Origin of the sequence: Burkholderia sp. HI2714, from assembly GCF_002223085.1 — a bacterium.
In the GTDB taxonomy this organism is placed as follows: domain Bacteria; phylum Pseudomonadota; class Gammaproteobacteria; order Burkholderiales; family Burkholderiaceae; genus Burkholderia; species Burkholderia lata_D.
On sequence record NZ_NKFM01000067.1, the window covers coordinates 297970 to 310950 of the forward strand.

General features: G+C 68.7%; 11 protein-coding genes. 4 read left to right on the forward strand and 7 right to left on the reverse strand.

Annotated elements, in window-relative coordinates; genetic code table 11:
* Position 1 precedes the first annotated feature (1 nt).
* From CFB82_RS37995 to CFB82_RS38020, 7 genes are all read right to left on the reverse strand, one after another.
* Positions 2-1876 carry an ABC transporter ATP-binding protein gene (locus CFB82_RS37995; protein ID WP_089487422.1) on the reverse strand — a complete coding sequence of 625 codons (1875 nt, stop codon included), beginning with the start codon at positions 1874-1876 and terminating at the stop codon, positions 2-4.
* On the reverse strand, positions 1876-2832 hold the full coding sequence (locus CFB82_RS38000) for an ABC transporter permease (RefSeq protein WP_089487423.1): 957 nt from the start codon (positions 2830-2832) through the stop codon (positions 1876-1878). Before CFB82_RS38000 ends, CFB82_RS37995 begins: the two co-directional genes overlap by 1 nt.
* Positions 2833-2862: 30 nt before the next feature.
* Positions 2863-3816, reverse strand: a complete 954-nt coding sequence (locus CFB82_RS38005; RefSeq protein WP_069250081.1) for an ABC transporter permease — start codon at positions 3814-3816, stop codon at positions 2863-2865.
* A 79-nt stretch (positions 3817-3895) separates the two neighbouring features.
* Complete coding sequence (locus CFB82_RS38010; protein ID WP_089487424.1) at positions 3896-5482, reverse strand: ABC transporter substrate-binding protein; 1587 nt, start codon at positions 5480-5482, stop codon at positions 3896-3898.
* A 103-nt stretch (positions 5483-5585) separates the two neighbouring features.
* A complete protein-coding gene (locus tag CFB82_RS43540) occupies positions 5586-6077 on the reverse strand; it encodes a hypothetical protein (RefSeq protein WP_179255513.1) in 492 nt (163 codons plus the stop codon).
* A gap of 84 nt (positions 6078-6161) precedes the next feature.
* Positions 6162-7700 (reverse strand): methyl-accepting chemotaxis protein, encoded by a 1539-nt coding sequence (locus CFB82_RS38015; protein ID WP_089487425.1) that lies wholly within the window; start codon positions 7698-7700, stop codon positions 6162-6164.
* A gap of 194 nt (positions 7701-7894) precedes the next feature.
* On the reverse strand, positions 7895-8563 hold the full coding sequence (locus tag CFB82_RS38020; protein WP_089487426.1) for a haloacid dehalogenase type II: 669 nt from the start codon (positions 8561-8563) through the stop codon (positions 7895-7897).
* 467 nt (positions 8564-9030) lie between these two features.
* On the opposite strand from CFB82_RS38020, the gene CFB82_RS38025 reads away from it, so the two are divergent.
* The 4 genes from CFB82_RS38025 (at position 9031) to CFB82_RS38040 (ending at position 12977) form a co-directional block, all read left to right on the forward strand.
* Positions 9031-9891 carry a GNAT family N-acetyltransferase gene (locus CFB82_RS38025; RefSeq protein WP_089487427.1) on the forward strand — a complete coding sequence of 287 codons (861 nt, stop codon included), beginning with the start codon at positions 9031-9033 and terminating at the stop codon, positions 9889-9891.
* Between the two features lie 12 nt (positions 9892-9903).
* Positions 9904-10830, forward strand: a complete 927-nt coding sequence (locus CFB82_RS38030) for a 2-hydroxyacid dehydrogenase (protein WP_089487428.1) — start codon at positions 9904-9906, stop codon at positions 10828-10830.
* Positions 10831-10993: 163 nt separating this feature from the next.
* Positions 10994-12394 (forward strand): aspartate aminotransferase family protein, encoded by a 1401-nt coding sequence (locus CFB82_RS38035; protein WP_089487429.1) that lies wholly within the window; start codon positions 10994-10996, stop codon positions 12392-12394.
* A 91-nt stretch (positions 12395-12485) separates the two neighbouring features.
* Positions 12486-12977, forward strand: a complete 492-nt coding sequence (locus CFB82_RS38040; RefSeq protein WP_006749694.1) for an Lrp/AsnC family transcriptional regulator — start codon at positions 12486-12488, stop codon at positions 12975-12977.
* Positions 12978-12981: the final 4 nt, after the last annotated feature.

Sequence of the window (12981 nt, forward strand, 5' to 3'; positions counted from 1 at the left end):
ACTACAGCTGCACCGGCGTGACACCCGCGGGAATCGGCTCCGCCTGGAAGCGCGCGAGATCCTCCTCGCTGCGATGGCACAGCACCTGCGCGCCGTTGCCGAGCGTGCGCAGCGACGGGGCCGTCCGGTTGCACACGCCGTCCACGCGCATCGCGCAGCGCGACAGGAACGGACACAGCTCGGCCTCGTTCTCGCGCTCGCCGATCGGCACCAGCGGCCGGTGGCAACGCTCGGCCGCATCGTCGAGCCAGCCCGCGCGCAACTCCGGCGCGGACGACACCAGCAGATGCGAATACGGGTGATAAGGCGGCGCGCACAGCGCGTCGCGGCTGCCCGTCTCCACGCGGCGGCCCGCATACAGCACGACGATGTCGTCGCTGATCGCGCGCACCTTCGCGATGTCGTGCGTGATGAACACGTACGACACGCCGAGCTTCGCCTGCAGGTCGCGCAGCAGCTCGATGATCGCGGCGCCGACCACGGTGTCGAGCGCCGACGTGACCTCGTCGCACAGGATCAGGTCGGGCTCGGCCGCGAGCGCGCGCGCGAGGTTCACGCGCTGCTTCTGCCCGCCCGACAGCTCGCCGGTACGCCGCGACGCGACCGCCGGCGGCAACCGCACGAGTTCGAGCAGCTCCGCGACGCGCTGGCGTGCACGCGCGCCCTTGATCCCGTGGTAGAACGCGAGCGGCCGCGCGAGCGTGCGCTCGACGGTATGCACCGGATTGAGCGCGGTATCGGCGTTCTGGAACACGATCTGCACGCGGCGGTGCTGCTCCTTCGTCCGTTTGGCGATATCGCGCGCGAGCGGCTCGCCGTCGAGCAGGATCGCGCCGCCGGTCGCCGGCACGAGGCCCGCGATCACCTTCGCGAGCGTCGTCTTGCCGGAACCCGATTCACCGATCACGCCGACCGTCTGCCCGCGCCCGATGCGCAGGTCGACTTCATGCAGGATCACCTTCGCGGGCCAGCCCTTCGCGGTACGGCCGCCGTAACCGGCGATCGCGCCGCGCACGTCGAGCAGCGGCGCCGGCGCGGCCGGCTCCTGTGCTTGCGCCGGCGCGTCGCGTTCGGCATCGTTCGGCGTGACCGCCGCGATCAGGCTCTGCGTGTATGGATGCGTCGGCGCATGCAGGATCTGTTCGGTCGCGCCCGCCTCGCGGATCACGCCGTCGCTCAGCACGACGATCCGGTCGGCCATCTGCGCGACCACGGCCAGGTCGTGCGACACGTACACCGCACTCATCCCGTAGCGCCGGATCACGTTCTTGAACGCCTGCAGCACGTCGATCTGCGTGGTCACGTCGAGCGCGGTGGTCGGCTCGTCGAGGATCACCAGCTCCGGATCGGTGATCAGCGCCATCGCGGCCATCAGCCGCTGCAGTTGACCGCCCGACACCTGGTGCGGATAGCGCTTGCCGATCGTCTCCGGCTCCGGCAGCGCGAGCGCGCGAAACAGCTCGATCGCCTTCGCCTGCGCGTCGCGCTTCGTCATCGTCTTGTGGATCAGCGCGCTCTCGATCACCTGGTCGAGAATCGTGCGCGACGGGTTGAACGCGGCGGCCGCGCTTTGCGCGATATACGCGACCTTGCGGCCGCGCAGCGCGGTCAGCGCCTCCGCGGAAAGCGTGCACACGTCGGTGCCGTCGAGCTTCACCGAGCCGCCGGCGATCCGGCATCCGGCGCGCGCATGGCCCATCAGCGACAACGCGATCGTCGTCTTGCCGGAGCCCGATTCGCCGATCAGCGCGAGCACCTCGCCGCGCCCGATCTCGAAGTCGACGCCGTGGACGATCGTCGTTTCCTCGCCGCCCGGCCGGCCGCCGACCACGCGCAGCCCGCGCACCTCGACGAGCGGGTTCGATTCGTGTCGCATCAGTGTCCTCCGGCGGCGCCGGCCGCGCCCTTGCGGCGGCCGCGATGCGGCAAGCCGTCGATCATCAGGTTGACGCCCACCGTCAGGATCGCGATCGCGACCGCGGGCATGATCGCGACGGCCGAGCCGTCGCCGAGGCTCGCGATGTTCTCGCGCACGAGCGAGCCGAGGTCCGCATACGGCGGCTGCACGCCGAGCCCGAGAAAGCTCAGGCCGCTCAGCAGCAGCACGACAAACGTGAAGCGCAGCCCGGTGTCCGCCAGCATCGGGTGGATCATGTTCGGCAGCATCTCGACGCACGCGATGTACAGCGCGCTTTCGCCGCGCGCCTTGGCCACCTGCACGAATTCGAGCGTGCTGATGTTGATGGCCAGCGCGCGCGCGATCCGGTACGAGCCGGGCATGTAGCTGATCGCGGCGGTGAGCACCAGCAGCGGCAGCGACGAGCCGAACGCGGCGACGAGCATCAGCGCGAACATCTTCGACGGAATCGACGTGAGCGCGTCGAGCAGCCGGCTCATCGTCTCGTCGACCGCGCGGCCCGACACGGTCGCGAGCAGCCCGAGCGTCGTGCCGGTCACCGCGGCGAGCAGCACCGCGGCCAGCGCGAGCAGCACGGTCAGCCGCGTGCCGTACAGGATCCGGCTCAGCATGTCGCGGCCGAGGAAGTCGGAGCCGAACGGCAGCTTCGCGCTGAACGACGCGAACACGTCGGGCGTGACGATCGCGCCGACGTCATGCGGCGCGATCAGCGGCCCGAACACGGCGACGAACAGCATCAGGCCGACCATCGACGCGCCGACGCGGCCGCCGGTCGTCAACGCGATGCGCGCGGCGCGGCGCTTGCGCGGCTGGTCGGGAGCAGGCGCGGCAGGCGGCACGCTGCCCCGCCCCAGGGGCGGATCGCCGGAGGGCGGCAGCGCGCTGCTGCGTTGTACGGGTTCGATCGGTTGCATGGGCGACATCTCGGAAAAAAGACGAAACACTCAGGTGCGCAGTCGCGGGTTCGACACGATCGAGCACAGGTCGGCGAACAGCACGAGCGTCAGGTAAGCGACGCAGAAGATCAGCGTGCACGCCTGGACCAACGGGAAATCGCGGTTGCTGACGGCGTCGACCATCAGGCTCGCCAGGCCCGGATAGTTGAAGATCGTCTCGACGACGATCACGCCGCCGAGCAGATACGACAGGCTCAGCGCGATCGCATTGGCGATCGGGCCGATCGCGTTCGGCAGCGCATGGCGCAGCACGACGCGTGCGGGGCTCGCGCCCTTCAACGTGGCCATCTCGACGTACGACGCGCTCAATTGCTCGATCACCGCGGCGCGCGTCATGCGTGCCATCTGCGCGATCACGACCGCGCACAGCGTCAGCACCGGCATCGCGTACGCACGCAGGAAATCGTGCAGGCTTTCGATCGGGCCGCTGTACGACAATGCGGACAGCCAGCGCAGCTTCACCGCGAACACGAGCACGGCGACCGTCGCGATCAGGAATTCCGGCGTCGCGACGAGCGACAACGTGCCGAGGCTGATCACGCGGTCGATCACCGACTCGCGCTTGACCGCCGCGAGGATCCCGAGCAACAGCGCGATCGGCACCGACACGGCGGTCGTGATCGCCGCCAGCGTGAGCGACTTCGGCAGGCGCCCGCCGATCAGCTCCGACACCGGCATGTCGCCGGACAGCGATCGGCCGAAATCGCCGTGCAACAGGCCGGTGAGCCAGTGCACGTAACGCACGTGCGCCGGCATGTCGAGGCCGAACTGCTGGCGCAGCGCGGCGACCGTCTCCGGCGTCGCCGACTGGCCGAGCGCGGCCTGCGCGGCGTCGCCCGGCAGCAGGTTCGTGATCGTGAAGATGATCGCGGACACGATCAGCAGCGTCAGCGCGGTGACCGCGATGCGCCGGCCGATCAGCCCGATGAGAATTCGGTTCATGGTGCGGCACTCCAGAAAAAACCGCGCGTGGCCGGCGCGGTGGTCCGCACCGGCCGCGCGACGGCGGCCAGCCACAACGTCATGCGTTCCACCACACGTTCTCGGCGAACGTGAAGCCCATCATCGGCCCGGTGGGGATCGAGCCCAGGCCCGCGAGCCGCTTGTCGTAGCCGTCGAGGAAGCTGATGAACGCCGGAATGCCGACCCGGCCCTGCTGCGCGACGATCACCTGCATGTCGCCGTACATCTGCTTGCGCTTCGCGTCGTCGGTTTCCGAGCGCGCGGCGAGCAGCAACTGGTCGAACTTGGCGTTCTTCCAGCCCGACTCGTTCCACGGCGCATCCGACTTGAAGAACTGCGTGAACAGCACGTCGGCGCTCGAGCGCGGGTTGATGTTGCCGAAGGTGAGCGGGTGCTTCATCCAGTGGTTCGACCAGTAGCCGTCGGGCGACGCGCGGTTGACCTGCAGGTTCAGCCCAATCTTCTGGCCGGCCTGCTGCAGCAGCACCGCCATTTCGATCGACCCGTTCGCGTCGGACGTCGCATAGATCGGCGGCAGCGCGGCGCCCAGCGCACCGGCCTTCTGCAGCAGGAATTTCGCCTTGTCCGGATCGTGCGGCCGCTGCGGCAGCGACGCGTTGAAGTAGCGGTGCCCCGGCGGAATCGGCTGGTCGTTGCCGATCACCGAGTAGCCGCGGAACACCGCCGTGCGGAGCTGCTCGCGATCGAACAGGTACTTCATCCCTTCGACGAAATCGGGGTTCGCGACGATCGGGTTGTCGCTGCGCATGATCAGGTCGGTATAGAGGCCCGACTTGGTTTCCTTCAGCGCGTAGCCCGGCGTCGACGAGACCCGCTGCGTCGAGCGCGGGTCGATCGCGTTGATCAGGTGCACGTCCCCCGACAGCAGCGCGTTCAGGCGCGCGGCGCTGTCGCTGATGCCGATCAGCTCGATCTCGTCGAGATACGGCTTGCCCGGCTTGAAGTAGCTGTCGTTGCGCACGCCGACGGTCGACACGCCCGGCTTGAACGACTTCAGCTTGTACGGGCCGCAGCCGATGCCGGTCGAGAAGTCGGTCGTGCCGTCCTTGACGATCACGAGCTGCGGCGTCGCGAGGATCACCGGCAGATCGGCGTTCGCGCTGGCGAGCGTGAGCGTGACTTCGTCCGGGCCGGTCGCCTTCGCATCCGTGAACTGTTCGGCAAGCGTCTTGACCTTCGACGCGGTGGCCGGGTTCTTGTGGCGCATCAGCGAAAACACCACGTCGGCCGGGCCGACCGGCTTGCCGTCGTGGAACGTGACGCCCTTGCGCAGCTTGATGATCCAGGTCTTCGCATCGGTCGTCTGCAGCGATTCGGCGAGGTTCATCTGCGGCGTCAGGCTCGCATCGAGCTGCGTGAGGCCGCTGTAGAACATGAAGAAGCGCGTGTAGTCCGCGCCCGTCGAGCCCTTGGCCGGGTCGAGCGTATCGGCCGTCGAGCCGGCTTCGTTCGCGACCCGGATCTTGCCGCCGCGCTTCGGCGCGGGTGCGGCGAACGCAGAGCCGGGGGTCATCAGCAGTCCGCCGGCGCCGGCGGCCATCATGCCGCTCGCCGCCATGACCTTCATCATGTCGCGGCGCGTGATGCCGCCCTTGCCGCCGCCGTTGTCGATATCGTCGCTCATCCGAACTGCTCCTGACTGTGGAAAGTGGGGTCTTGGGTCCAGCGTGGTTCTCGAATCCCGCCGCGCCCGCGTGCTGGTGGCGGTCGCAACGTCGTCATGCAATTCATTTAAGCATCGCCAAAATGCGGTTTGTCGCGATTCGGGCGGCCCGCACGATACGAATCGACCGTTTTGAGCCGCCCGCGCAGCATGAATTGCTGCGTGCGCATCCGAGTCGCCGTGTGCCCGGCGGTGTGTCGCGGCGGCTGCCGAACCCGTGTCGATGCAGGAAATCGTAAGGCCGCAGCCGCCGCAGATTGCGCCGACAAAATTGCCCGTTCGGCATCCGGCGCGCGTTTGGCTCACGCAAACCGCACGTTTGTGTCGAATGCGTGCGCGCCTGCCGACGAAAGCCGAAACGCGCGGTGTATTGCGGCAGATCGCCGCATGCACGGGCGCCGACGGTGGGAATCGCGACGGGACGTCGCGCAGGAAAGTTCAGAAGAATGCCGCTCGATCGGAACGGCTTTGGGGGAAGACGGCACTGCACGGAAACCAGGCCCGTGCAGCCGTCAGGAGCCGCGCCGCCAGGCGGCGACGCGTCCATCACCGGCATGTCGGCGCGCACGCCGGGCGTGTGCCGGCGCGGCGCACCGAAGGCAGGAGGACGCGCCAGCCACCTGCGGACGGCGCGAAGCCGTCACGCAGCGAGCCGGAATACCGATACGGCGGCCCGCAGGCGCGCCGCCTGCTCGTCCAGCGACGAGGCGGCCGCAGCCGCCTGCTCGACGAGTGCGGCGTTCTGCTGGGTGACTTCGTCCATTTGCGCGACCGCCAGCCCGATCTGTTCGATGCCGGTGCTTTGCTCGGCCGATGCCGCCGAAATCTCGCCCATGATGTCGGCCACCCGGTCGATCGACCGGACGATCTCCGTCATGCGCGCGCCGGCCGTCTCGACGAGCCGGCTGCCGCTGCCGGCCCGCTCGACCGACGCGTCGATCAATCCCTTGATGTCCTTCGCGGCCGCGGCGCTGCGTTGCGCGAGCGAGCGGACTTCCGACGCGACGACGGCGAACCCGCGCCCCTCCTCGCCGGCCCGCGCGGCTTCCACCGCGGCGTTGAGCGCGAGAATGTTGGTCTGGAACGCGATGCTTTCGATGACGACGGTAATGTCGGCGATCCGCACCGATCCGTCCGAAATCTGCCGCATCGTTTCGACGACCGCCTGCACGGCAGCGCCGCCGAGTTCGGTCGCACCCTTCGCCTGGGCCACGAGCGCATTCGCCTGGCGCGCGTTGTCGGCGTTCTGTTTGACCGTCGACGTGATCTGCTCCATGCTCGCGGCCGTTTCCTGCAGCGACGCGGCCTGCTGCTCCGTGCGCTGCGACAGATCCAGGTTGCCTTGCGCGATCTCGCCGGTACCGGTGGCGATCGAGTGGGTCGTGGTCTGGATCTCGGCGATGGTGTCGGTCAGCCGCGCCTTCATGTCGCCCAGCGCGACGAGCAGGCTGCCGGGCGCGGCGTGCGCCGTATCGAACTGCACGTCCAGTTCGCCGGCGGCGATGCGGGCGGCGATCTGCGTCGCATGCGCGGGCTCGCCGCCCAGCGTACGCCTGACGCTGCGCAGCACGCCCCATGCGATAGCCGCGAGCGCCGCGGCGATGATGAGCGTGATGACGCCCAGCACCGTCGCGAGCCGGGTAAAGGCGGCATTGATGTCGTCGTAGAAGAATCCCGTGCCGATCCACCAGTCCCAGTCCGGAATCGCGACCACGCCCTGCAGCTTCGGCTCAAGGTCCGCGTCGGGGCTGCGCTTGATCAGCACGTCGACGAGCGCGAAATGCGACTGCGCCATGCCCGCGCGGTACGCCTCGCTGTCGGTCAGGCCGCTGGTCGTGCGGTTGCCTTTCGCGCGCGTGCCGATGAACTTCGCGTTCGGGTGGACGAGGTTGACGCCGTCGGACGTCGTGACCCAGAAGTAGCTCTTCGAATTCGCGTTGAGCGCCGCCAGCGCGGCCTTGGCCTGCTGCTGCGCCTGCTCCTGCGTGAGCGTGCCGCTGGTCTGCATCGCGCGATACGAATCGACCAGATGCTCGGCCTTGGTCAGCAGAATGACGATCTCTTCGCGGCGGCTGTCGATCAGCGCGTCGCGCAGCGTGTGCAGCGACAACGCGGCGAGCAGGACGACGCCGAGCAGCGCCGCGGCGACGAGCATCAGCAGTTTGGTGGACAACTTCATGCGGGGGCCTCGAAATATTAACCGTTCGGTACATATATCGGCCCGGGCGGCCCCGCCTTGAACGACTCGATATCGGTAATTACCCTCGTTTCGTACGCTGATGGAACGCGCGACGGGACGCGACGGGCTCGGACGGCATCGCGGTCAGGTCAGGTCCCGTCCCGGCGCTCGATGAATCGGCCGGCGCAGCCGACTTACAGCCCAAGCTGCGTCGCGAGCTGGCCGATGTCCGACACTTCGTAATAGTTGTAGAACGGCGTGCCCGGCTCGTGGCCGCGGTTCACGAACGCCTTGTGCTTGATCCCGAGATCCTCGGCCGTCATCAGGTCGTAGCGCAGGCTCGACGACACGTGCAGCACGTCCTCCGGCTTGCAGCCGAGCTTGTCGAACATGTATTCGAAGCCCTGCATCCGCGGCTTGTACGACTGCGCCTGCTGCGCGGTGAACACCGCATGGAACGGCGCGCCGAGCTTGTCGACGTTGCTCATGATCTGGTCGTCCATCGCGTTCGACAGGATCACCAGCTTGTACTTCGACGCCAGCCGCGACAGCCCGGCCGGCACGTCCGGGTGCGGGCCCCACGTCGGCACCGCGTGATAGAACAGCTCGGCCTCGGCTTCGTCGAACGTCACGCCGAGCCGCGCGCAGGTGCGACGGACCGAGTTGACGACGACGTCACGGTACGGCTTCCACGCGCCGAGCACCTCGTCGAGCCGATAGGCGGCGAACGCGCGCACGAAGGCCTCCATCGTGGCCGGCGACAACCGATCCGCATAGATTTCGCGCGCCGTCTCGGCCATCCGGAAATGGGTCAGCGTGCCGTAGCAGTCGAAGGTGATGTACTTCGGTTCAAACTGGATCATGGTCAGGTCCTGTCGGTGTGAAGCCCCGGCAGGGCCGGGGATGGGCTGGGTTTAACGAAATTGAATCAGGGCAAAAAGTCGTTCGCGCATCGTTCGGCGCCGCTCAAAACGCACAATCGCCGCAAGTTGCCCGGCACATGCAGCACGATCTGCGGTGCGATCGGGCGCGGCGCGGCAGGGCCGGCCGGTGGGCGCCGTGCTGCCGCAGCGGGCTCGCCTGTCTGCGCGGCGCTCCGGCAGGCGGCAGCGCGGCCGTGCATTCATCGTAGTGGTACTCCCACAGCACGAGTGGCGGGATTGACCGGCCGCACCGGCACGATCAGCGCGTTCGTCCGCGTCGATCGAACGGGTTTGCATCGATCTCGCGGGCGCGCCCGTCACCGCCGGAAAACAGGCGAATCGTCCTATCCGCGCCGCACCCGCGCTGGCAGAGTGAATGCGTCATTTCCACCCATCCGGAGTCCGGCGTGTCCGACCTCAACCCTTCCCGCACGCTCACCTATCGCCCGTTCGCCGAAACCGACCTGCCCGCCGCCCATCGGCTGTCGGAGGCGGTCAAGTGGCCGCACCGGCTCGAGGACTGGCGCTTCGTGCTCCAGCTCGGCGGCGGCATCGTGGCCGAAGACGAGACCGGCGTCGTGGGGACCGCGCTGGGCTGGCGCCTCGGCGAATCGCACGCGGCGCTCGGCATGGTGATCGTGTCGCCCGAGCGCGCGGGCGGCGGCATCGAGCGCGAGCTCCTCGCCCGCGCGCTCGACGGCTTCGGCACACGAACCGTCTTTCTGCATGCGATGCCGGGACGCGAGCCGCTGTACGCGGCGTTCGGCTTCGAGCCGATCGATACGATCAACCAGCATCAGGGCGCGGCGTTCCGGCCACCGCTGATCTCGCTGCCGCCCGGCGAGCGCCTGCGCCCGCTCGGCACCAACGACGGGCCGCGCCTCGCCGCGCTCGCATCGCGCGCGGCCGGCTACGAACGCGGCGCGGTGACCGATGCGCTGCTCGACGTCGCGAACGGCATCGCGCTCGATCGCGACGGCGAACTGCTCGGCTTCGCGCTGTTCCGCCGCTTCGGCCCCGGCCACGTGATCGGCCCGGTGATCGCGCCGGATGCGCTGCGCGCGCAGGCGCTCATCAGCCACTGGCTCGCGCTGAACGAAGGGATGTTCGTGCGGGTCGACCTGCCGAGCGACAGCGGGCTGTCCGACTGGCTGGACGGGCTCGGGCTGCCGCGCGTCGATACCGTCGTCACGATGGCGCGCGGCACGACGCCCGCGCGCGACCCGGAACTGCGCGCGTTCGCGATCGTGAGCCAGGCGCTCGGCTGAACGGGACACACGATGAGCTTTCTCTACAAGGCCGACCCGGTGCGCGGCGCGCAGTGGGCGGCGCGCTTCGCGCAACAGGCGCCCGATCTGCCGTTCCGGATCTGGCCGGACCTCGGCGACGCCGCGGCCGTTCGCTATCTCGCCGCATGGCAGCCGCCGGACGATCCGGTCGCGCTGTTGCCGAATCTCGAAGTCGTGTTCTCCGTCGGCGCCGGCATCGACCAGTTCGACCTGTCGCGCGTGCCCGCGCACCTTCCGGTCGTGCGGATGATCGAGCCGGGCATCGTCGAAGGGATGGTCGAATACGTGACGCAGGCCGTGCTGACGATCCATCGCGACCTGTTCGACTATGCGGCCCAGCAGCGCGACCAGGTATGGCACGAGAAACCCGTACGGGCGTCGGCATCGCGGCGCATCGGCGTGCTCGGGCTCGGCACGCTCGGCCAGGCCGTGCTCGACACGCTGCGGCGCTTCGGTTTCCCGTGCGCCGGCTGGAGCCGCACGCCGCGCACGCTCGACGGCGTCGAGTGCTACGCGGGCGATGCGGCGCTCGACGCGTTCCTCGCCCGCACCGACATCCTGATCTGCCTGCTGCCGCTGACCGACAGCACGCGCGGGCTGCTCGGCGCACGCGTGTTCGATGCGCTACCGGCCGGCGCGTCGCTCGTGCAGGTCGGGCGTGGCCCGCAGCTCGACGACGCCGCGCTGCTCGCCGCGCTCGCGAGCGGCCGGCTCGACAGCGCGATCCTCGACGTGACGGTCCCCGAACCGTTGCCGGCCGGCCATCCGTTCTGGACCCATCCGCGCATCCGGATCACGCCGCACATCGCCAGCGCGACGCGGCCCGACACCGCGGTCGACGCGGTGCTCGCGAACCTCGCGCGCCATCGCGCGGGCCAGCCGATGATCGGCGTCGTCGATCGCGCGCGCGGCTACTGACCTGACGCGCGCCCGGCCCGCCGGGCGCGCAGCAGAAAATGCCGAAGCGCCCCGCACAAACGCCGCGCGCATACGTTTCGGGCCGCAAATTGAAGACGCATCCGGATTTCTCGCCCGTTAGCATGAACTCACCGCTGACACCTGACGAGAGTCCCGCCATCCCATGAACCAAGCCGCGCTGATCGAAGCCGATCGTCAACACCTGATCCACCCCGTCGTCAATTACCGTGCGCACGAAGCGCGCGGCGTCACCGTGCTCGAATCCGCGGACGGCGTGTTCCTGCGCGACGCCGCGGGCCACACGCTGCTCGACGCGTTCTCGGGCCTGTGGTGCGTGAACGTCGGCTACGGCCGCGACAGCATCGTGAAGGCCGCCGCCGACCAGTTGGCGAAGCTGCCCTACGCGACCGGTTATTTCCATTTCGGCTCGCAGCCGGCGATCGAACTCGCCGAACGGCTCGCCGCGCTCGCGCCGCCGTCGCTGAACCGTGTGTACTTCACGCTCGGCGGCTCGGACGCGGTCGATTCCGCGATCCGTTTCATCACGCACTATTTCAACGCGACCGGCCGCCCGTCGAAAAAGCAGATGATCGCGCTGGAGCGCGGCTATCACGGCTCGTCGTCGATCGGCGCCGGGCTCACCGCGCTGCCGGCGTTCCACCGCCATTTCGACCTGCCGCGCGCGGACCAGCACCATATTCCGTCGCCCTACCCGTACCGCCATCCGCTCGGCGACGATCCGCAGGCGCTGATCGCCGCGTCGGTCGCCGCGCTCGAAGCGAAGGTCGCCGAACTCGGCGCGGACAACGTCGCCGCGTTCTTCTGCGAGCCGGTGCAAGGCTCGGGCGGTGTGATCGTGCCGCCGGCCGGCTGGCTGAAGGCGATGCGCGACGCGTGCCGGCGCCTCGGCATCCTGTTCGTCGCCGACGAGGTGATCACCGGCTTCGGCCGCACGGGCCCGCTGTTCGCCTGCGAGGCCGAACAGGTCGATCCGGACCTGATGACCGTCGCGAAGGGCCTGACGGCCGGCTATGCGCCGATGGGCGCGGTGCTGATGTCCGACGAAATCTACGAAGGGATCGCGGGCGACCGCGCCGATTCGCCGGTGGTCGGCCACGGCCATACGTATTCCGCGCATCCGGTCAGCGCGGCGATCGGCCTCGAGGTGCTGAAGCTCTATCACGAAGGCGGGCTGCTCGCGAACGGCCAGGCGCTGGCGCCGCGCTTCGCCGCGGGGCTCGATGCGCTGCGCGCGCATCCGCTCGTCGGCGACGCGCGTTCGGTCGGCCTGCTCGGCGCGCTCGAACTGGTGGCCGACAAGGCGCACAAGACGCGCTTCGACCCGGCGCTGAACGTGCCGGACAAGATCGCGGCCGCCGCGTACGCGAACGGCGTGGTGTTCCGCGCGTTCGGCGACGGCGTGCTCGGCTTCGCGCCGGCGCTGAGCTTCACCGCGGGCGAGTTCGACCTGCTGTTCGAACGCGTGCGCAAGACGCTCGACGACGTGCTGGCCGACGCGGGCGTGCAGCGCGCGCTCGACGCCGCGCACGCGCAGCCGGCCTGACCGGCCAAGGGAAAGCCGGGCTTGTGGCCGTCATCGTTCGACTCTAAAGTAACCGGACATTCCATTTTTCCGACTCCCGACGCACGTGAACATGACGGACAGCAAGCTGGATCGCATCGACCTGCGCATCCTCTCCCAGTTGCAGAAGCGCGGCCGCATGACCAACGTCGAGCTGGCCGATGCGGTCGGGCTGTCGCCCAGTCCATGCCTGATCCGCGTGAAGCGGCTCGAGAAGGCCGGCTACATCGGAGGCTACGGCGCGCACATCCAGCTCGAGAAACTCGGCGACGTGCAGGTCGTGTTCACCGAAGTCACGCTGGCCGACCACCGGCGCGAGGATTTCGACCGCTTCGTCGCGGCGATTCGCAACGTCGACGAGATCGTCGAATGCCACCTCGCGAGCGGCGGCTACGACTATCTGCTGAAGTTCATCACGCGCAGCGTGAGCCATTACCAGACGATCGTCGAAGGGCTGCTCGAGCAGAACATCGGCATCGAGAAGTATTTCAGTTACGTGATCATCAAGTCGCCGTTCGTCAAACGGCACTACCCGCTCGAATCGCTGTTCGGCGAACGTCACTGACACC

Excerpts from the sequence above, each read along its gene's own strand:
- CFB82_RS37995 (WP_089487422.1), bottom strand. The coding sequence starts at position 1,876 with ATGCGACACGAATCGAACCCGCTCGTCGAGGTGCGCGGGCTGCGCGTG.
- CFB82_RS38000 (WP_089487423.1), bottom strand. The coding sequence starts at position 2,832 with ATGCAACCGATCGAACCCGTACAACGCAGCAGCGCGCTGCCGCCCTCC.
- CFB82_RS38005 (WP_069250081.1), bottom strand. The coding sequence starts at position 3,816 with ATGAACCGAATTCTCATCGGGCTGATCGGCCGGCGCATCGCGGTCACC.
- CFB82_RS38010 (WP_089487424.1), bottom strand. The coding sequence starts at position 5,482 with ATGAGCGACGATATCGACAACGGCGGCGGCAAGGGCGGCATCACGCGC.
- CFB82_RS43540 (WP_179255513.1), bottom strand. The coding sequence starts at position 6,077 with ATGCCGGTGATGGACGCGTCGCCGCCTGGCGGCGCGGCTCCTGACGGC.
- CFB82_RS38015 (WP_089487425.1), bottom strand. The coding sequence starts at position 7,700 with ATGAAGTTGTCCACCAAACTGCTGATGCTCGTCGCCGCGGCGCTGCTC.
- CFB82_RS38020 (WP_089487426.1), bottom strand. The coding sequence starts at position 8,563 with ATGATCCAGTTTGAACCGAAGTACATCACCTTCGACTGCTACGGCACG.
- CFB82_RS38030 (WP_089487428.1), top strand. The coding sequence starts at position 9,904 with ATGAGCTTTCTCTACAAGGCCGACCCGGTGCGCGGCGCGCAGTGGGCG.
- CFB82_RS38035 (WP_089487429.1), top strand. The coding sequence starts at position 10,994 with ATGAACCAAGCCGCGCTGATCGAAGCCGATCGTCAACACCTGATCCAC.
- CFB82_RS38040 (WP_006749694.1), top strand. The coding sequence starts at position 12,486 with ATGACGGACAGCAAGCTGGATCGCATCGACCTGCGCATCCTCTCCCAG.